The organism is Winslowiella sp. 2C04 (genome assembly GCF_050037805.1).
Classification (GTDB): domain Bacteria; phylum Pseudomonadota; class Gammaproteobacteria; order Enterobacterales; family Enterobacteriaceae; genus Erwinia; species Erwinia toletana_A.
The window spans coordinates 4,582,674-4,600,771 of record NZ_CP188300.1 but is presented as its reverse complement, the minus strand read 5'-3'; the positions used below and the strand labels follow the sequence as shown (position 1 = coordinate 4,600,771).

Genomic DNA, 18,098 nt, shown 5'->3' with positions numbered 1-18,098 from the left:
AACGCCCGTTCAGCGCATCGGCTGCACGGGCAGGGGATCGGTAATTATCGCTGGAGTAATCGTCAGTATTATCAAACTTAATTATTCGGCGTCTTGCCGTTCGCGGCTTGCCAGCAGCCATGCCTGACGGCGATTCTCCAGCGGCGTGACGGTAATACCGTGTACCACAATACTGGCAACGACCAGCGTAAACGCCATATCGATCATCCGTTGCGCATCCGCGCCTGCCAGCCCGTGCATTGAGGCAAAAGCGATATAGTTGATACTGCCAATGCCGCGAATGCCCAGCCAGCCAATCAGCAATCGCCGCATGCGCGGCATGCCGGTGCCGATAGTCATCAGGTATACCGCCGCCGGACGAATCAACAGAAACAGTATGGCCGCAATCAGTAAACCGGTCAGATTCCAGTGCAGGGCAAGAGTGACGCCGAGAATCAGCACCACGCCCGCCGCCAGTAGCCGCTCAATGGTATCGCCAAATGATAACGCATCGCCAACCACCAGACCGACAGACTTGGTCAATCCGGCACCGGTGTGACGCTGGCGCTGATTGATATCGACCAGCATTTCCGCTGGCGGATAGCGATCGTCTTCCGGCATATTTTCCGGCGGATGGCGCATCATCACCCGCAGTTCCGCGCGCCGCAGGCCGACGCCTGCGGCAAAAGTAGCCAGAAATCCGGAGGCATCTACCGCCTGCGCCGCCGCATAGCTGAGGGCGATCAACGCCAGCGCCAGAAAGTCATTTGGCGCAATATCCTGATGTGCGCTGCGCAGATGAGTTGTCAGTACGCCAATCAACCGGCCTATACCAAAGCCGATGGCAATTCCCCCGGCCAGCGCCCAGATGACATCGACCGCAGCCCAATGGGCAAAGTCACCGAACGAGAGTGGCTGCTCACTAACTATCATCATCATCGCCAGCATCAGCAGTGGCAGCGCAGAGCCGTCATTCATGCCGGCCTCACTGGAGAGCGCCACGCGTAGCGAGTCATTATCGCGTGCGTCATTAACCGAAATCAGGCTGGCCAGTACCGGATCGGTCGGCGCGACAATCGCACCGAACGCCAGCGACAGCGGCCAGTCAAAATGGGCGAGAAAGTGCGCCACTACCGCCACGCCCGCTACCGTCAATAACATCGCCGGAAAAGCCAGCCGCATGCCAACGCGCCAGTCTGGCGCTCGCAGCGGCAAACGCAGCTTAAGACCGGTAATAAACAGCGAGGCCGCCATCGCAATTTCGGTGATATGTGAGGCCAGCGTGGCGTGTTTGACGATATCGATGCGTAACAGATCCAGTACCCACGGGCCGCAAATAATACCGGCCGCCAGATACAGGCCAAAGGAGGTGACCGGACCGCGAAGGATCCACCCTGATGCTAAAGACATTAAAAGTAGCAGACCGCCAACCGCGGCGGTCCAGCCCAGAAAATCCATAGTGATTATTTCCTTTCTACAAGAGTTAAAGCGGAAAAACGGCACACTAAGCCTGGCATATTGTGGATAAGTCGCTATTTCATTGCGTAACGATCGGTCCTGGTACGCTGTGGAGGTAAAGTGAGGTAAATTTCCTGCTTCACACCGTCGTTGCTGTTGAAAGAGATGAGAAATCATCAGTTATACTGTGCGCTGTTTAATTTCTAAGTGGATGCTATGGAACGTTTCGCAGAAAATCTTATGTATGCCTCTCGCTGGCTGTTGGCACCGGTCTACATCGGCTTATCCCTTGGCCTGCTGGCGCTGGCGATCAAGTTTTTTCAGGAAGTTTTCCACCTGTTGCCGCATGTACTGACCATTGCTGAGAATGATTTGGTATTAGTGCTGCTGTCGTTAATTGATATGACGCTGGTGGGCGGTTTGCTGGTCATGGTGATGTTATCCGGTTACGAAAACTTCGTTTCCAAACTGGATATTGATGAGGGCAAAGAGAAGTTAAGCTGGCTAGGCAAAATGGACTCCGGTTCGCTTAAAAATAAGGTCGCCGCGTCGATTGTCGCCATCTCTTCAATTCACTTACTGCGGGTGTTTATGGATGCGCGAAACATTCCCGACAATAAGCTGATGTGGTACGTGATTATCCATCTGACCTTTGTGCTTTCGGCATTTGTCATGGGCTATCTCGACAATTTGTCACGCAAGGATGCCAAAAAGTCACTCTGAAACCGGTCATTTTTGTCGGGTCGCAGATTTGTATCCTGCCTAATATCATGAGAGGAGCCGAAAACGGCTCCTCTTCAGTATCCATTTGAATTAACGTCATTTTTATTCCCACCTGATACCCCACTTAACAAGGCCGCCGCCACGACATGTCGCCCCGCTCAGTGTGAGATTGATCACATCTGCTACGCTTAATAGTACGTTAAGCATAACGATGAAGGAGCGCACCATGAGTGATCACCACAAGACATCAGCTAAATCGCTACTGACCACTGACTACCCGGCTCCGCCTTTTGAGCGCCAGCCGCAGCCGATTCCAGGACTCGCCAGCAAAATGATCCCGGTGCCGGATCATGGTGAAAAAAGCTATCGCGGCTCGGGTCGTCTGGCCGGCAGAAAAGCGCTGATTACCGGCGGTGATTCCGGTATTGGCCGCGCGGTAGCGATTGCCTATGCACGCGAAGGTGCTGATGTGGCGATAAACTATCTGCCAGAAGAAGAGTCCGATGCGGCAGAAGTGATTGCGCTGATTAAAGCCGAGGGGCGTAAAGCGATTGCGATTCCCGGTGACATCACTTCCGAAAGTTTCTGCAAAAGTCTGGTTCACCAGGCCGCTGAACAGCTCGGTGGTCTCGATATTCTGGTTAACAACGCCGGACGCCAGCAGTTTGCCGAGTCGATTCGCGATCTCACCACCGAAGCCTTCGATGCCACTTTTAAAACCAACGTCTATGCGATGTTCTGGATAACCAAAGCGGCGCTCGACTATCTGCCGCGCGGGGCATCGATTATCAACACCTCTTCGGTTCAGGCGTTTAAACCGAGCGAAATTCTGCTGGATTACGCGCAGACCAAAGCCAGCATCGTGGCCTTTACCAAATCGCTGGCGAAGCAGCTGGGGAAAGAGGGCATCAGGGTAAATGCCGTTGCGCCTGGACCATACTGGACGCCATTGCAGTCCAGCGGCGGGCAGCCACAGGAGAAAGTGCAACAGTTTGGTGAATCTGCTCCGCTGGGGCGTCCTGGTCAGCCTGCTGAAATCGCGCCGCTGTATGTCACGCTGGCCTCAACGGAAAGCAGCTACACTTCAGGCCAGGTATGGTGTTCTGATGGCGGTACTGGCACGTTGTAAATTCACTGGCCGTTACGGCGGCCTGCTTTAAAGATTGGGAACAGTATCAGAACTGCCCGACCGACTTTTTATTAATTCGGAGGAACTGATTTGACTACTGATTATGAAAAAAAAAATATTCAGCATGCGATTGGCGAAGCTGCGATTCTGCTGGCCGACGACCGGCAAGTTTTGAGCAAGAATGCGGTGATGGCGAAATTACAGCAACTGGGCGAAGTCGAAACTGATGATCGCCGGGTGCTGGTTTACTGGAATGCGCGCAAGCTGCTGGGTTATATCCGGCAGTCCGCAACCGGTTTTACCCTGCCATCGTATGCTGCACGCGGTAACCATGCCGACAATGATAATGATGGTGCTTCGACTCAGGACAGCTACCACCAGTGGCGCGGGCGCAACGGGCGTTCTGACGAACACAATCGCGGCGATTAGCGCGTAAAGCGTATCACGCTGGCTGAGAAGCCAGCGTGTTGTTGGCGCAGGTTTACCAGCGATACTTATTGGAGTCTTCCCACTCTTTCAGCTCTTTCTCGGCCTGATCTTTACCGTAGCCATAGCGCTCCTGGATTTTACCCAGTAGCTGCTCGCGTTTACCTTCCACCACCGTCATATCGTCGTCGGTTAAATCGCCCCACTTTTCCTTTATTTTCCCTTTGAACTGCTTCCAGTTGCCGCTGATTCGATCTTCGTTCATGGTGATCTCCTGGGATGTGATCTCGCCGGTCTGGTGAGATGGCTGAGGCTGGTTAGCCTGTGATAAGCTTAGCTGCAGAGTGGGGATTCGCCCTGCCGAAGTGTGATCCCACACGTTAAACCATCAATTATTTTTTTCCTTGAATGTTCAAACAGTGAAAGCCTTGCCGTTGTTGGTCTGCGCCGCATTTTGTCGGTCAGCCTCGGGCTTTTAAACTTTAACTATTCTCGCGGATTTCCGCGGGTTCAGGACATTTCATGCCTCACTTCACGATTGATGTGCTTGCCGACCAGTGCGGCGTGACGCCGGCCAATATCCGCAGCTGGCAGCGTTATGGGTTGCTGACACCGCTGCGCGATGAGCAGGGTCACCGTTTTTTTGAAAGCAGCCACATTGCCCGTATCGCCACTATTGTTTCCTGGCTGCAAAAAGGGGTGGCACTGAGCGACATGCTGGCGCTAATCAATGGTGAAATCTTGCGTGAGACGTCGGGCTGGATGACCTGCCAGCAGCAGCTTCTTACCCATTGCGAGGCGCTCAGGCCGTTAAAGCTGCGGGGGCTTATCTGGCGCTACGGCCGCGAAATTCCGCCGGCAATTTTTGTTGATGAAGTGATCCGTCCGCTGCGTCAGTGGCTGAACGTGGGTAAGCAACCAGAGCTGGATATGCCGCGACTGTTGCTGGATACCGCGCTGACCGAATACGCCACCTTTCTGTTAAGCAGCATGCGCAAACGCCCGGCGGCGAGCCTGATGATTATGGCTTTCAGCCTGAAAGATCCGCTGGATCTGTGGCTGGAGGCGATACGCTATGCCGGTGATGGTTTTCGCGTCGAGGTTTTGAGTGGAGCGGTAGCTAAACCCGATCTCAGTCGGGTGCAGGCCGAGCATATTATGATCTGGAGCGACAGTGCGCTGACGCCCAGCCAGCAGCAGCAATACGACAGTTGGCTGAAAAGTGGTTTGTATGTTTTCCTCGCCGGACCGGCAGCAAAAGTAGCCAAAGCACCGCCGAAAAAAATCTGGTTTACCCCGGCAGATGACGCATCTGACGCTTTCAACACCCTTCCTGTCGATAAAAATCGCTAAAATTGTCAATTGATACTGGCGTATCGAGCGTTTGCGACTAGATTTAAGCAACAATCATCTGGCGTGCTGAAGAATACCGCCGATGAGGTCCATTCCTTGTGCTACACATTGCCAGTTTTGCTATCCGCTTCCCTGTCCGGAGCGGATTTTTTTATACCATGGAGAGAACGATGAGTACTCAGCTCACAACGGATGAAGAGCTACGTCTTCATCTGATGAATTCGCAGTCAACGCATACGCCAGGCAGCACCGCTGATATTCTGCACGCGGTTAATCATCAGATCAGCGCATCAGCCAGTAATGTGACGCGTAAAAATCTGCTGGCAGTAATTGTTGAACGGCTGGAAACAGAATCAGATGCGGCCGAGCAACAAGTATTACGTGAAGCGCTGGCGATGTTATTGAGTGCCAGCAGCAAGTAATTGCTGTATTAATGCTGCGCTAATGCATCAGTGAGCAGACTATTCAGTAGCCGATGACTTTCAGACAGGATGAATCTATGCGCTTACTACGTTATATGAAATGGATGTTGCGTGGCCTGGTGGTAGTGATCTCGCAAAATCTCCCGGAACTCAACTACCCACCGTCGAGTTTTATTATGTATGCCTGAGTTGACAGAAGCCTGCGGCCTTGCAGCAATTTGTTGTGATTTTCACACCAGGTTGCAAAGGCCGTGGCTGCTTTTGTCGTTTTAGCCCCCTGCACGATACGCTGGCTATTCTTTCGAAAAAAAGCTAAAACGGTTTAGCTTTGTTTGACTGAATGCGTAAAAAGGTGAGTTAAAAATGACAAAACGAGTCTGGGTACTTGGCGATGCGGTAGTCGATCTGTTGCCTGAGGAGTCTCTCCGTCTGTTGCAGTGCCCGGGTGGCGCCCCTGCTAATGTCGCGGTCGGCATTGCCCGCCTGGCGGGAAACAGTGCTTTTATCGGCTGTGTCGGCGGCGATCCCTTCGGCGATTTTATGCAGCAGGTGCTGAGTGCTGAAGGGGTAGACAGTGTTTATTTACATCAGCTTAATCAACAACGTACCTCGACGGTGCTGGTAAGCCTCGATGCTCAGGGTGAACGTCACTTTACCTTTATGGTGCGTCCGAGTGCCGATCTGTTCCTCACTGTCGATCATCTGCCGTCATTCCAGGCAGCAGAAGGGTTGCATCTCTGTTCTATCGCACTCTCTGCTGAGCCGTCGCGCACTGCGGCCTTTCAGGCGATTAACGCGATAAAACAGGCCGGCGGCTGGGTGAGCTTTGATCCTAATCTGCGTGACGATCTGTGGCCAGATAAACAGCTGATGATGAGCTTGCTCGACCGCGCTTTCCGCCAGGCAGACATCATTAAGCTGTCGCTGGAAGAGCTGGCACTGCTGAGTGAAGGTCAGCAGTCGGAAGCGGCGATCTGCCATTTCGGCGAAAAATATCAGCCCGCTTTACTGCTGGTTACGCAGGGAAAAAATGGTGTGACGCTATGGAAAAACAATCAGTTGCAGCATTTTTCTGCTCCTGAAGTACAGGTGGTTGACACCACTGGCGCGGGTGATGCCTTTGTGGCCGGATTGCTGGCGGCGCTGGCGCAACAGCCCGATCCGCTTGATCCCGACGATCTTCCTGCTGCCATTGCGCAGGCACAACGCTGCGGCGCATTAGCCACAACTGCGAAAGGGGCGATGACCGCGCTACCCTACGCCAAAGATCTTCTGCCGGCTTAATAGCTGATGGTAAAAATGCCAACCCGGTCACAATTAGCTAACCGGGTTAGCAAATCTCGTTGCCTTCCTCTTATTGATTCCAATAATCTTCTTATCGAACCGGTTTAGCCATTCCGCTACATCATCATGGAACTGAACAGACAATGATAAGAAAAAGCCATCTGGCCATCGCCATAGGGTTAACACTTGCAGGCAATACCTCTTATGCCGAAACCTCATTAAGCAGCCTTGAAGCGCGATTAGCGGCGATGGAAAAGCGCTTGCAGATGGCGGAAAAACGTACCGCTGCGGCAGAGCAGCGCGCCAGCGACGCCGAGCAAAATGTGGTGATGCTTCGCCAGCAGGCCGAAAAAAATCAGCAAAACGTTGCCGCATTGAATCAGCAGGCACAGCAGAATCAGCTGGCGACGCAGCAGGTTACCGAACGCACCGCCGCCATTGAAAATAAGACCAATGTGGCGGATGGCTTTGAATTTCATGGCTATGCCCGTTCCGGGCTGATCATGAATGATGCAGCCTCGGCGACCAAAAGTGGCCCCTACCTGACTCCCGCCGGAGAAACCGGCGGTTCGGTCGGGCGACTGGGCAATGAAAACAACACCTATGTTGAGCTGAATCTTGAGCACAAACAGCGGCTGGAGAGCGGTGCCACCACGCGCTTTAAAGTGATGCTGGCGGATGGGCAGGAGAGCTACAACGACTGGACCGGCGACACCAGCGATCTCAATATTCGTCAGGCGTTTGTAGAACTGGGCAGCCTGCCAACGTTTAACGGCGTATTTAAAAATAGTACCTTGTGGGCCGGTAAACGCTTTGACCGCGATAACTTTGATATTCACTGGCTGGACTCTGACGTGCTGTTCCTCGCCGGGACCGGCGGCGGTATCTACGATGTGCAGTGGAACGAATCGCTTAAGAGTAACTTCTCGATTTATGGACGTAACTTCGGCGATATTGAAGCGATCGATAATACTATTCAAAGCTATATCGTCAGCGCCAACAACTTTGCCGGACCCTGGCAGTTTATGCTGAGTGGGCTGCGCGCCAAAGATAACGATCGGCGCATCAATGTTGCGCAGCGTAATGATAAGGCTGGTGACAGCGGGATTCACAGCATGCTGGCGCTGCATAACGACAGTTTCTATGGCCTGCGCGAAGGGCAGTCGAAAACTGCGCTGTTATATGGTCACGGCCTCGGTGCTGAAGTGAAGGGACTGGGTTCTGACGGTAACCTGACGCAGGATGCCAATACCTGGCGTCTGGCAACCTATGGCGTCACGCCGCTGAACTCAACATGGAGTTTTGCCCCGGCGGTGCTCGCTCAGCAGAGTAAAGATCGTTATGTCAAAGGCGATGAGTATCGCTGGGTCACCTTCAATGCCCGCCTGATTCAGGAAATCACTCAAAACTTTGCGCTGGCTTACGAAGGCAGTTACCAGTACATGGATCTCTCGCCGCTGGGCTATAAAAATCGTCAGGCGGTCAACGGCAGCTACTACAAATTAACCTTTGCGCCGACCTTTAAAGTGGCAGATATCGGTGACTTCTTTACCCGCCCGGAAATTCGCTTTTTTGCCAGCTGGATGGACTGGGATAAGTCGCTGGACAACTACGCCAGCAATGACGCTTTCGGCAGCAGTGGATTTACTTCCGGTGGTGAGTGGAACTTCGGCGTACAAATGGAGACGTGGTTCTGATCGAACTCAGGTCACCGCTGTGAACAAAGGGGAAAGGTATGGATGTGAATCAGGTAGCCAGGCAGCTGGTACCGCTGCTGGGTGGTAAAGAAAATATCGCAACGGCGGCGCACTGTGCAACGCGTTTACGGCTGGTGCTGGTGGACGATTCGCTGGTGCAAAAAGAGGCGATTGAAGCGCTGGACGGTGTAAAGGGCTGCTTTAGCAACGCCGGACAAATTCAGATTATCTTCGGCAGCGGCATCGTCAATAAGGTGCATGCGGCCTTTATTCAGGCGGCGGGGATTAGCGAGTCGAGTAAAAGTGAAGCGGCCGATATAGCGGCAAGAAAACTCAATCCTTTCCAGCGGCTGGCGCGGCTGCTGTCGAATATTTTTGTACCGATTATCCCGGCGATAGTCGCCTCCGGCCTGTTAATGGGCCTGCTTGGCATGGTGAAAACCTATGGCTGGGTCAATGCCGACAGCGCGCTGTTTGTGATGCTGGATATGTGCAGTTCGGCGGCGTTTATCATTCTGCCGATTCTGATTGGCTTTACCGCGGCGCGTGAGTTTGGCGGTAACCCTTATCTGGGTGCAACGCTTGGCGGTATTCTGACTCATCCGGCGCTGACTAATGCCTGGGGCGTCGCCAGCGGCTTCCACACCATGAATTTCTTCGGGCTGGAAATCGCCATGATCGGCTACCAGGGCACGGTGTTCCCGGTGCTGCTGGCGGTGTGGTTTATGAGCCTGATTGAAAAGCGCCTGCGCCGGATAGTGCCGGATGCACTGGATATTATTTTGACGCCGTTCCTGACGGTGATTATTTCCGGCTTTGTCGCCTTGCTGATTATCGGCCCGGCAGGCCGGATGCTTGGCGACGGCATTTCGCTGGTGCTCAGTACCCTAATTGCTCACGCCGGCTGGCTGGCGGGTGGAATATTTGGCGGCCTGTATTCGGTAATTGTGATTACCGGTGTGCATCACAGTTTCCACGCCATTGAGGCCGGGTTGTTGGGCAATCCGTCGATTGGCGTTAACTTCCTGCTGCCAATCTGGTCAATGGCTAACGTGGCGCAGGGCGGTGCGTGTCTGGCGGTATGGTTTAAAACCCGCGATGTTAAAACGCGCAGTATCGTGCTGCCATCCGCGTTTTCCGCTATGTTGGGCATTACCGAAGCGGCAATTTTTGGCGTTAACCTGCGCTTTATTAAGCCATTTATTGCCGGAATTATCGGCGGGGCGCTGGGTGGGGCATGGGTAGTGGCGATGCATGTCAATATGACGGCGGTCGGCCTGACGGCGCTGCCGGGGATGGCGATTGTGCAAGCCAGCTCCATTGTTAACTACCTGATTGGGATGCTGATCGCCTTTGGCGTGGCGTTTACCGTTTCGCTGTTACTGAAATACAAAATTGAGGCCAGGTGATGAACGAGCAACATCTGCTGAAGCAAACTCTGCGTGCGGTAATGGCGGGCCAGCAGCGTGCGGCAGCCGATCCGCATCGGCCGATGTGGCATCTTGCGCCGCCGGTCGGGCTGATGAACGACCCGAATGGCTTTATTCAGTTTAATCAGCGTTATCACCTGTGCTATCAGTGGAACCCGCTGGCCTGCGCCCACGGCGCTAAATTCTGGGGCCACTGGAGTTCTGCCGACCTGGTGAACTGGCAGCATGAACCGCTGGCGCTGGCGCCGGTTGAAGCGTATGAAAGCCACGGCTGCTACTCCGGCTCTGCGGTTGATGACCACGGCGTGCTGACGCTGATCTATACCGGCAATGTTAAATTTGAAAATGGCCGCACCGCCTGGCAATGCCTGGCGCGGCTTAATCCACAGGGCGAATTTGACAAGCAGGGGCCGGTACTGGCGTTACCGGCAGGCTACAGCGGCCATGTGCGCGATCCTAAAGTCTGGCTTTATCAGGATAGCTGGTGGATGGTGCTCGGCGCGCAGGATGTCGACTTACAGGGCAAAGTGCTGTTGTTGCAGTCTCCCGATCTGCAAAGCTGGACGCTAAAGGGCGAAATTGCCGGCAGCGGGCTGGGCGGGCTGGGGCCGTTTGGTTATATGTGGGAGTGTCCGGATCTGTTCCGGCTGGCCGACCAGGATATTCTGCTGGTTTGCCCGCAGGGTCTGGCGGCGGAGCCGTACCGCTATCTGAATACCTTTCAGAGCGGCTATTTTAGCGGTGAACTGGATTATCAGGCAGGCCACTATCATCACGGTGAGTTTCACGAGCTGGACCACGGCTTTGAATTTTATGCGCCGCAGACCACCGCCAGTGACGATGGTCGTCGCCTGCTGATTGGCTGGATGGGCGTGCCGGATCAGGATGAGTTTTATCAGCCAACCGTTGAGCATGGATGGATTCATACCCTGACCTGCCCGCGTGAACTGAGCTGGCAGGCGGGAAAACTGTTTCAGCAACCGGCGCGCGAGCTGCGCCAGCTGCGCGATACCGGCCGCACTTTTAGCGGCGTGGCGGCTTCACTGCCGGCGATGGATATCGCCAGCGCTGAGATCGATTTTGCGGTGACCGGTGACGTTAGCGCCAGCTTTGGCGGAATTTTGCAACTGAACTGCGATCGGCAGGGTCTGACCCTGACGCGCAACAATCGTCGCACGGGTGACACCGAGCATCGCTACTGGCGCGGAAGCGTGACGCATTTACAAATTCTGTGCGATTGCTCAAGCGTGGAAATTTTTATTAATCACGGCGAAGCGGTAATGTCAGCACGCTATTTCCCTGGCAGCCAGCCGCAGCTGCGGTTACAGGGGAGCAGCACGCTGGCCTTGCATCACTGGAGCTTGAAAAGATGCGTGATAGAATGACGGTACTGAGCCACCATCACTAAGCAGAATGTGAATAAAAGCAAACGTGTCACCATCAATGATATTGCACGACTGGCCGGCGTCTCCAAATCCACCGCCAGTCTGGTTCTTAATGGGCGAGGTAAAGAGCTGCGAGTGGCCGAAAGCACCCGTTTGCGGGTGCTGGAAGTGGCAAAGCAGGAGCATTACCAGCCCAGCATCCACGCCCGTGCGCTGAACTCGTCGCACAGTAATACCATTGGTCTGGTGGTTCCGGAAATGACCAACCACGGCTTTGCGGTGTTTTCACATGAGCTGGAAAAGCTTTGTCGTGATGATGGTTTGCAGCTGTTGATCGCCTGTACCGATGAGAATGCCAGCCAGGAAATTCTGGCGGTTAACAATCTGATTCAGCGTCAGGTCGACGGGCTGATTGTTGCCTCCAGCATGCTGAGCGACGGTGAATACCAGAAAATAAATCAGCAGCTGCCGGTGATCTTATTTGACCGCCATCTTGGCGAATCGTCGCTGCCGCTGGTAATTACCGATGCGATTGAACCTACCGCGAAGCTGATTGAGCATGTCGCCAGTGAAGGCTACGACGAGCTGTATTTTTTCGGCGGCCAACCGCGCATCTCACCTACCCGCGATCGGCTGGAAGGATATAAGCGCGGCCTGCAACGTGCCGGGGTAGAACTGCAACCGGAGTGGGTGATTTATGGTCATTACCATTCCAGCTCAGGCTATGAACTGTTTGCCGATCTCTGCTCGCGCCTGGGACGCGTGCCGCAAGCCCTGTTTTGTGCCGCTTGTGGGTTGCAGGAGGGAGTGCTGCGCTATCTCAGCCAGCATGGCTTGCTGGAAAGTGATATTCGCCTGTGCAGTTTTGACGATCACTATTTATATGATTCCCTCTGTGTGCCAATTGATACCGTGGCGCAGGATGAGCGGCTGCTGGCATGGAACTGTTTTGAGATGGTTACCAACCTGATTAAACAGCGCTCGCCCGAACCGCTGCAGCGCTGGTTGCCAGCCTCCATCAGGCTGCGCGCGAATAAAAATCCGCGCTGACGCCTGAATCATTTCACGTCAAAATTTATTGCGGCAAGCAAAAAGCATTTTACATACCGACCGGTAGGTATGTAAAATTCCGGCAGGAACTTTCCTGCCCTGTTATCGGAAATCAATCTTATGAATCTTTTTCTCGCCTGGACGGCCCTTGCGGGTGCCATCGTCATGGAAGTGGCTGGCACCATGTTTCTCGGCAAGTCAGAGCAATTTTCACGTCTCTATCCGTCCCTGATGACGGTGCTGTTATATGGCCTGTCGTTTTATTTGCTGTCACAGGTGCTGAAAACCCTGCCGCTGGCGGTGGCGTATGCCTCATGGGGCGGGCTGGGGATTGTTTTAACCGCAGCAATTAGTGTGGTGGTGTTTAAGCAGCGGTTGGATCTGCCCGCGATTATCGGTATTGCGCTGATAGTTACCGGGGTGGTGGTGGTCAATGGATTTTCTAAAATGGTCGCGCACTGATGAGTGATAAGTCGCAATCGCGCAAACGACAGCCGGAATATGTCCGTCAGCAATTGCTGATCAGCGCCGCGCGGCTGGCGGTAGAACAGGGGCCAGCCAGTGTTACCGTCAGCGCGGTGGCAGAGGCGGCAGGCGTCACTAAGGGCGGTTTTTTTCACCACTTTCCCAGTAAACAGGCGCTGATTGAAGGCCTGTTTGATGAAATTATTAATCAGCTGGATCGCGATATTGACCAGTTTATTGCCGCCGACCCGCAGCAGTATGGCTGCTTTAGTCGCGCCTATATCAGAACGGTTTTTCTTGATAGCCACACCGAGAATAGCTGGGCAGTACTCAGTTTTACCCTTGGCAGCGATAGCCAGCTGACGTGCAAATGGGACAGCTGGCTGAAGAACCGGCTGAAACAACATCAGCAAACCGACAGCGACCCACAGCTGGAAGTGGCGAGGTTAGCATCTGACGGGCTTTGGTTTGCCTGCATGCTGCATCGTGTCGGCACCAGCGAAATGTTTCCACATATGGAAACACGGCTGATTGCCATGACTCTGGCTGCCAGTTAACGGCGGTATTAGCAACGGGAGTACATAATGTTCAGGAAAAATATCGTGTCTGATTTAATCATCTGGATTGATGAAAATATCGATAATCGCCTGAAAATTGATGATTTTGTTGAGAAATCAGGCTATTCAAAATGGCATATTCAGCGTATGTTTCGTGAGGCGACCGGTCAGCCGTTAGCCTCCTACTGTCGCCAAAAAAGGCTGGCTGCGGCGGCGAAAATGCTGTGCAGCCAGCCCGGTCCTATCCTTACCGTGGCGCTGTTACATGGTTTTCCATCCCATGAAACTTTTCATAAAGCGTTTAAGCGCCAGTTTGGTGTTACCCCCGGTCAGTATCGGGAAAATCACCCGCTCGCTTAGCGAGATGACAGGCAATTATTCGTGATAATGCCGCTTTCGCCCCGTCGACTGTCAACCTACTCTAAACCGCCTGGCAGTTCTGTCTCGTCGCTCGCCCTGAAGCATTGACGGCGTGACCGCGACAATTTATTTATAAACTTCCTTATAAACAGGGAGGTTCTGTGCCTATGCAAAAGTGTTTATTGATTTTTCCCGCATGTTTTCTTGTCATATCCTGTAGCCCTTACCAATACGAAGCCAATAGCGCCAAAAAACCGGTCTGGAGTGAGAACAGGCCGGTAATCTATGTGCCCGACGGCAAGGGTGGGATGAAGAGAGACCGGCGTATGGAGCGGATTCAGGCTCGCGGTCAGCAAGACAATAGTACTGATGGCGGATGGCAATCTGGCTGGTGAATTGCCCGGTGGATTAACGCCACCGGGCAGCAGGCGTTTACAGCCAGTGTCTTAGCAGCGCCGCCGCAACAATGCCAACGGCGACGGTAGAAAACAGTGACAGGCGGCTGGCGGCAATCAGGGTAATCACGATGGCCAGCAGATCGGCTGGGCGATCGGTGACAAAATAGGGCGCAATAACTGAAATCAGTACGCAACCCGGAGCGGCGTCCATCACCGCTCTGGCGCGCGGCCCCAGCTCGCGGTTACGTAAACCAATATAGCCAATCACCCGCGTTAGCCAGGTTACGCTGGCCATTAACAAAATTGTCAGTACCGTGATGCCGCTAATCATGATTTTTTCCCGACAAAAAACAGTGCAGTCAGCATTCCTGATAGCGCACCCACCGGAACGTACCAGGCCCCTGGAATCAGATAATAGGTTGTAGCGGCCATCACCAGGCTGACCATCCACGGACGCGCCGCGCGGAAACCGCGCCACATGCCGCGCAGCAGCACCAGAAAGATCGCCGGAAACGCCATATCAAAGCCCCACTGGCTGATATCGCCCATCAGCGGGCCAAGCAGCACGCCGGAGGTGGTGAACACTACCCAGATGACATAAAGCGAAGCCGATACGCCAGCGTAGTAAGGAATGCTGAAGCTATTTACGATGCCCGCCTGACGGCGTTTAGCCGCATCGGCCATTCCCATCGCCCAGCTCTCATCGGTCATCACAAACAGCGCGGCGAACGCTTTACGCTTCGGCAGATGGCGCAGATGCGGTTCAATGGCGGCACCCATCAAAATATGGCGGCTGTTAATCAGGAAGGTAATCATCATAATCACCAGAATATGGGGCGGATGCGTCCACAGTTCGATGGCGGCGAGTTCCGAACCGCCAGCGAAATTCAGGCCGGTCATCAGCGGCAACTCTATGGCGCTAAATCCTTTCTTCGCCGCCTGCGCGCCAAGCACCAGTGCCAACGGAATCACGCCCAGCAGCACCGGTAAGCTGGCTCTGACACCACGCCAGAACTCTGATTTTTTTGTTATGTTGCTGGCAGCCGGCCAGACAGAATCTGTATCGCTCATATCACCTCCTGAAGGAGCTGAATTATAAGCGTTTTGCTGTGAAATTGGGTTGCTATTATGCCAATATTTCGTTATCAATTGGCAGTTGAATGCTAATTTTTTGCTTAAAATGGAATCTGATGCCATGAACCTTGATCTCACCGATCGTAAAATCCTTAATGCACTGCAACGCGATGGCCGCATGCAAAATATTGACCTGGCTCGCGAGGTCGGTTTATCACCGTCACCCTGTCTGCGGCGGGTTAAGCAACTGGAGCAAAGTGGCGTGATAAAAGGCTATGTGGCGCTGATTGACGGTGCCAAAGTGCAACGCAACGTCACCATTTTCACCCGTGTCTGGCTGACCCGGCAGGATGCTGAAACGGTGGATCATTTTGCTGCTGAAATTATGAAGCTGCCGGAGGTGGTCGAGTGCCATCTGATGGCCGGGGAGTGTGATTATCTGCTGCGGGTGATTACCGCCAGCCTGGATGATTATCGCCAGCTACAAATTAATCACCTGACGCGCATTCGTGGCGTCTCCAGTATTAAAACCGATATCCCGATGCAGTGTTATAAACAGACCACCGAATTGCCGTTGTTATAACCACTGCTGCCGTTACCTGATGATTAATTACTGTCAGTAATTAATTAAAAATCATTAACTATCAACTGGTTAATCTCGCATTTCCCTTATTTTTTGCAACACTTTAAAAGTTAATAAATCTTTACAAAACTATAACAAGAGCGTGAGATATATCACCTTCTCATGTTTCAGAATTGTAGGTTTCGATGATAACACGTAGGCAGATTCTCATTTCTGGTGCGGCTTTGGGCGGGTTTGCGGCACTGAATCCGGTTTTGTCCTGGGCTTCTCAGCCCGCCGCTGCTTCTGACCAGGGGATGTTCCATACATTATCAAAATTACTCACCGGTCGTACGGCATTAAGTCAGGTGGTGTCTGCCCGCGCACTGCATTGTCTGGTGTCCGAAGATGCCGATTTCCTGATAAAAATGCATGCGCTGGTGGACGCGTTAAACACGGCAAATATTAGCGCCGCCGACCAGCTTAATGGTCATCCCATTATGCAAAATCACCTCGCCAGCGAGACGGTTAAAAAAATTGTTTCTGCCTGGTATCTCGGCTTTACCGGCACGCCGGTGTCACTGCGGGCGGTCGATAATACCCGCTTTGTCACTTATACCGATGCCCTGATGTATGCACCAACGCTGGATGCCACGGTTATTCCGACCTATTCGCGTGGGCACACCAATTACTGGACGCAGCCGCCAGCCACGATAAAAAACGATTAATCTTTTCATTCTTTTGTGAGCAACACCATGAGCAAACACTATGATGCCGATGTGATTGTCATCGGTTCGGGTGCATTGGGTAGCAATGCCGCCGCCACCCTTGCCCGTAAAGGCAAATCTGTGATTATTCTGGAAGCCGGAGAGAAAATCCCGCGCTGGAAAATTGTCGAAAATTTCCGTAACTCCTCGAAAAAAGCCAACTATAACTCGCCGTATCCTAACCAGCCGTGGGCGCACCACTCTTACGACGAACAATATATCGAAAACACCGGCTCGTTTGATTTTCGTCCCGGCATGCTGAAACTGGTGGGCGGCACCACCTGGCACTGGGCCTCGGCCTGCTGGCGTTATCTGCCTAATGATATGAAATTGAAAACGCTGTATGGCGTGGGTCGCGACTGGCCGATGGAGTACAGCGAGTTAGAACCGTGGTATGTCAAAGCCGAGCTGGCGATGGGCGTATGCGGTAGTGATACCGACGACCAGAGCGGGCAAGGAGGCAGCGCCTTTCCACCGCGTTCGCAGCCGTATCCGATGGAGCCTGAAGGTGAAACTTATCTGTTCCAGCGCCTGAAAAGCCGCATCAGCCCGGCAGGTTACCACTTTATTCATGAGCCCAACGCGCGTGCGACCCGCCCTTATGACGGTCGTCCGGCTTGCAGCGGCAACAACAACTGTATGCCGGTCTGCCCGATTGGCTCGATGTACAGCGGCGATAAACATGCCCAGCATGCGGAAGATGCCGGTGCGCAGCTGATGACTGATGCTACCGCCTGGAAGCTGGAAAAAGGTGCGGATGGCAAAATCGTAGCGGTGCACGTTCGGAGTTCAAAAGGCGAAGATAAACGGCTGACGGCAAAGTACTTTATTGTCGCGGCCCACGGGCTGGAAACCCCTAAGCTGCTGCTAATTTCTGATGTCGCTAACAGTTCCGATCAGGTGGGGCGCAATCTGATGGACCACACCGGCATGGGGCTACAATTCCTCGCGGATGAGCCGGTCTGGCCGGGGCGTGGTGCGGTACAGCAGGGCGGTATTTTCAACTTCCGCGATGGCGAATTCCGCAAAAAACACGCCGCGATTAAGCATGCTATTTCTAATAACGTGCCCAATATGACAATCGCGCAACGGCTGATCGCTGATGGCGTGTTGGGGCATGAGCTGGATAAGCAGATTCGACACCAGGCTGCACGCTGGGTGGATATCTCCACGGTGTTTGAAATCCTGCCGCATGCCAGCAATACCGTGCGTCCCAGCACTACCCGTAAGGATGCGCTCGGTATCCCGATGCTGACGGTTAACTATGAAGTGGATGACTATGTGAAAACCGCCAAAGTGGTGGTCGACGCTGACTATAAACAGTTTGTCAGCCTGATGGGCGGTACGGTGGTCGAGGACAATACCGGCTGGCAGAACCGTGACCATTTGATGGGGACGGTGATAATGGGTGATAACGCGAAAGATTCCGTGGTTAACCATGAGTGCCGCAGCTGGGATCACAGCAATCTTTTCCTCGCGACGACTGGCGTTATTCCGGCATCCGGTGTGATTAACCCGACTCTGACCGGTGTTGCACTGAGTATTCGTGCGGCTGAAATCATCGATCGGGAGATTTAAT

20 protein-coding genes are annotated in these 18,098 nt (G+C 53.5%); 16 read left to right on the top strand and 4 right to left on the bottom strand.

Annotated elements, in window-relative coordinates; all coding sequences use genetic code 11:
- Positions 1-81: 81 nt before the first annotated feature.
- Positions 82-1,437, bottom strand: a complete 1,356-nt coding sequence (locus ACP3TC_RS20955; protein ID WP_426817185.1) for a cation:proton antiporter — start codon at positions 1,435-1,437, stop codon at positions 82-84.
- A gap of 216 nt (positions 1,438-1,653) precedes the next feature.
- On the opposite strand from ACP3TC_RS20955, the gene ACP3TC_RS20950 reads away from it, so the two are divergent.
- The 3 genes from ACP3TC_RS20950 (at position 1,654) to ACP3TC_RS20940 (ending at position 3,718) form a co-directional block, all read left to right on the top strand.
- Positions 1,654-2,160 (top strand): TIGR00645 family protein, encoded by a 507-nt coding sequence (locus ACP3TC_RS20950; RefSeq protein WP_313854900.1) that lies wholly within the window; start codon positions 1,654-1,656, stop codon positions 2,158-2,160.
- 226 nt (positions 2,161-2,386) lie between these two features.
- Positions 2,387-3,289: an SDR family oxidoreductase gene (locus tag ACP3TC_RS20945; protein ID WP_313854901.1), complete on the top strand. Its 903-nt coding sequence runs from the start codon at positions 2,387-2,389 to the stop codon at positions 3,287-3,289.
- Between the two features lie 90 nt (positions 3,290-3,379).
- The gene (locus ACP3TC_RS20940; RefSeq protein WP_426817184.1) at positions 3,380-3,718 is read left to right on the top strand and encodes a hypothetical protein; all 339 of its coding nucleotides are present in this window, start codon (positions 3,380-3,382) and stop codon (positions 3,716-3,718) included.
- A 52-nt stretch (positions 3,719-3,770) separates the two neighbouring features.
- Here ACP3TC_RS20940 and ACP3TC_RS20935 read toward each other — a convergent pair whose 3' ends face one another.
- Positions 3,771-3,980 (bottom strand): CsbD family protein, encoded by a 210-nt coding sequence (locus ACP3TC_RS20935; protein WP_313854903.1) that lies wholly within the window; start codon positions 3,978-3,980, stop codon positions 3,771-3,773.
- A 257-nt stretch (positions 3,981-4,237) separates the two neighbouring features.
- Between ACP3TC_RS20935 and ACP3TC_RS20930 the strand changes: the two genes are divergently transcribed.
- From ACP3TC_RS20930 to ACP3TC_RS20885, 10 genes are all read left to right on the top strand, one after another.
- Positions 4,238-5,068, top strand: coding sequence for a MerR family transcriptional regulator (locus tag ACP3TC_RS20930; protein ID WP_426817183.1), 831 nt, complete (start codon positions 4,238-4,240; stop codon positions 5,066-5,068).
- A gap of 170 nt (positions 5,069-5,238) precedes the next feature.
- Entirely contained in the window at positions 5,239-5,490 is a 252-nt protein-coding gene (locus tag ACP3TC_RS20925) for a biofilm development regulator YmgB/AriR family protein (RefSeq protein ID WP_313854905.1), read from the top strand.
- Positions 5,491-5,853: 363 nt separating this feature from the next.
- Positions 5,854-6,774 (top strand): aminoimidazole riboside kinase, encoded by a 921-nt coding sequence (locus ACP3TC_RS20920; RefSeq protein WP_426817182.1) that lies wholly within the window; start codon positions 5,854-5,856, stop codon positions 6,772-6,774.
- A 143-nt stretch (positions 6,775-6,917) separates the two neighbouring features.
- Positions 6,918-8,471, top strand: coding sequence for a carbohydrate porin (locus ACP3TC_RS20915; RefSeq protein WP_426817181.1), 1,554 nt, complete (start codon positions 6,918-6,920; stop codon positions 8,469-8,471).
- Between the two features lie 38 nt (positions 8,472-8,509).
- A complete protein-coding gene (locus tag ACP3TC_RS20910; RefSeq protein ID WP_426817180.1) occupies positions 8,510-9,880 on the top strand; it encodes a sucrose-specific PTS transporter subunit IIBC in 1,371 nt (456 codons plus the stop codon).
- Positions 9,880-11,286, top strand: a complete 1,407-nt coding sequence (locus tag ACP3TC_RS20905; protein WP_426817179.1) for a sucrose-6-phosphate hydrolase — start codon at positions 9,880-9,882, stop codon at positions 11,284-11,286. Before ACP3TC_RS20910 ends, ACP3TC_RS20905 begins: the two co-directional genes overlap by 1 nt.
- Before the next feature lie 30 nt (positions 11,287-11,316).
- On the top strand, positions 11,317-12,336 hold the full coding sequence (locus ACP3TC_RS20900; RefSeq protein WP_426817178.1) for a substrate-binding domain-containing protein: 1,020 nt from the start codon (positions 11,317-11,319) through the stop codon (positions 12,334-12,336).
- A 120-nt stretch (positions 12,337-12,456) separates the two neighbouring features.
- The gene (locus ACP3TC_RS20895; protein ID WP_313854913.1) at positions 12,457-12,798 is read left to right on the top strand and encodes a DMT family transporter; all 342 of its coding nucleotides are present in this window, start codon (positions 12,457-12,459) and stop codon (positions 12,796-12,798) included.
- Entirely contained in the window at positions 12,798-13,358 is a 561-nt protein-coding gene (locus tag ACP3TC_RS20890) for a TetR/AcrR family transcriptional regulator (RefSeq protein WP_313854914.1), read from the top strand. Before ACP3TC_RS20895 ends, ACP3TC_RS20890 begins: the two co-directional genes overlap by 1 nt.
- A gap of 45 nt (positions 13,359-13,403) precedes the next feature.
- Positions 13,404-13,718 carry a helix-turn-helix domain-containing protein gene (locus tag ACP3TC_RS20885; protein WP_313854915.1) on the top strand — a complete coding sequence of 105 codons (315 nt, stop codon included), beginning with the start codon at positions 13,404-13,406 and terminating at the stop codon, positions 13,716-13,718.
- A 432-nt stretch (positions 13,719-14,150) separates the two neighbouring features.
- On the opposite strand, the gene ACP3TC_RS20880 is transcribed toward ACP3TC_RS20885, so the two are convergent.
- Positions 14,151-14,447, bottom strand: coding sequence for an AzlD family protein (locus ACP3TC_RS20880; protein ID WP_313854917.1), 297 nt, complete (start codon positions 14,445-14,447; stop codon positions 14,151-14,153).
- On the bottom strand, positions 14,444-15,187 hold the full coding sequence (locus ACP3TC_RS20875) for an AzlC family ABC transporter permease (protein WP_313854919.1): 744 nt from the start codon (positions 15,185-15,187) through the stop codon (positions 14,444-14,446). Before ACP3TC_RS20875 ends, ACP3TC_RS20880 begins: the two co-directional genes overlap by 4 nt.
- Before the next feature lie 124 nt (positions 15,188-15,311).
- On the opposite strand from ACP3TC_RS20875, the gene ACP3TC_RS20870 reads away from it, so the two are divergent.
- From ACP3TC_RS20870 to ACP3TC_RS20860, 3 genes are all read left to right on the top strand, one after another.
- Positions 15,312-15,773 (top strand): Lrp/AsnC family transcriptional regulator, encoded by a 462-nt coding sequence (locus ACP3TC_RS20870; RefSeq protein ID WP_052898203.1) that lies wholly within the window; start codon positions 15,312-15,314, stop codon positions 15,771-15,773.
- A gap of 185 nt (positions 15,774-15,958) precedes the next feature.
- Positions 15,959-16,480, top strand: coding sequence for a sugar dehydrogenase complex small subunit (locus ACP3TC_RS20865; protein ID WP_313854921.1), 522 nt, complete (start codon positions 15,959-15,961; stop codon positions 16,478-16,480).
- Between the two features lie 27 nt (positions 16,481-16,507).
- Entirely contained in the window at positions 16,508-18,097 is a 1,590-nt protein-coding gene (locus ACP3TC_RS20860) for a GMC family oxidoreductase (RefSeq protein WP_426817177.1), read from the top strand.
- The last annotated feature ends 1 nt before the right edge of the window (position 18,098 follow it).

What these genes read in the sequence shown, in the direction of transcription:
- ACP3TC_RS20870 (WP_052898203.1), top strand. Translation starts at nt 15,312, where the DNA reads ATGAACCTTGATCTCACCGATCGTAAAATCCTTAATGCACTGCAACGC.
- ACP3TC_RS20875 (WP_313854919.1), bottom strand. Translation starts at nt 15,187, where the DNA reads ATGAGCGATACAGATTCTGTCTGGCCGGCTGCCAGCAACATAACAAAA.
- ACP3TC_RS20955 (WP_426817185.1), bottom strand. Translation starts at nt 1,437, where the DNA reads ATGGATTTTCTGGGCTGGACCGCCGCGGTTGGCGGTCTGCTACTTTTA.
- ACP3TC_RS20950 (WP_313854900.1), top strand. Translation starts at nt 1,654, where the DNA reads ATGGAACGTTTCGCAGAAAATCTTATGTATGCCTCTCGCTGGCTGTTG.
- ACP3TC_RS20925 (WP_313854905.1), top strand. Translation starts at nt 5,239, where the DNA reads ATGAGTACTCAGCTCACAACGGATGAAGAGCTACGTCTTCATCTGATG.
- ACP3TC_RS20945 (WP_313854901.1), top strand. Translation starts at nt 2,387, where the DNA reads ATGAGTGATCACCACAAGACATCAGCTAAATCGCTACTGACCACTGAC.
- ACP3TC_RS20880 (WP_313854917.1), bottom strand. Translation starts at nt 14,447, where the DNA reads ATGATTAGCGGCATCACGGTACTGACAATTTTGTTAATGGCCAGCGTA.
- ACP3TC_RS20905 (WP_426817179.1), top strand. Translation starts at nt 9,880, where the DNA reads ATGAACGAGCAACATCTGCTGAAGCAAACTCTGCGTGCGGTAATGGCG.
- ACP3TC_RS20890 (WP_313854914.1), top strand. Translation starts at nt 12,798, where the DNA reads ATGAGTGATAAGTCGCAATCGCGCAAACGACAGCCGGAATATGTCCGT.
- ACP3TC_RS20920 (WP_426817182.1), top strand. Translation starts at nt 5,854, where the DNA reads ATGACAAAACGAGTCTGGGTACTTGGCGATGCGGTAGTCGATCTGTTG.
- ACP3TC_RS20860 (WP_426817177.1), top strand. Translation starts at nt 16,508, where the DNA reads ATGAGCAAACACTATGATGCCGATGTGATTGTCATCGGTTCGGGTGCA.
- ACP3TC_RS20915 (WP_426817181.1), top strand. Translation starts at nt 6,918, where the DNA reads ATGATAAGAAAAAGCCATCTGGCCATCGCCATAGGGTTAACACTTGCA.
- ACP3TC_RS20865 (WP_313854921.1), top strand. Translation starts at nt 15,959, where the DNA reads ATGATAACACGTAGGCAGATTCTCATTTCTGGTGCGGCTTTGGGCGGG.
- ACP3TC_RS20910 (WP_426817180.1), top strand. Translation starts at nt 8,510, where the DNA reads ATGGATGTGAATCAGGTAGCCAGGCAGCTGGTACCGCTGCTGGGTGGT.
- ACP3TC_RS20930 (WP_426817183.1), top strand. Translation starts at nt 4,238, where the DNA reads ATGCCTCACTTCACGATTGATGTGCTTGCCGACCAGTGCGGCGTGACG.
- ACP3TC_RS20895 (WP_313854913.1), top strand. Translation starts at nt 12,457, where the DNA reads ATGAATCTTTTTCTCGCCTGGACGGCCCTTGCGGGTGCCATCGTCATG.
- ACP3TC_RS20935 (WP_313854903.1), bottom strand. Translation starts at nt 3,980, where the DNA reads ATGAACGAAGATCGAATCAGCGGCAACTGGAAGCAGTTCAAAGGGAAA.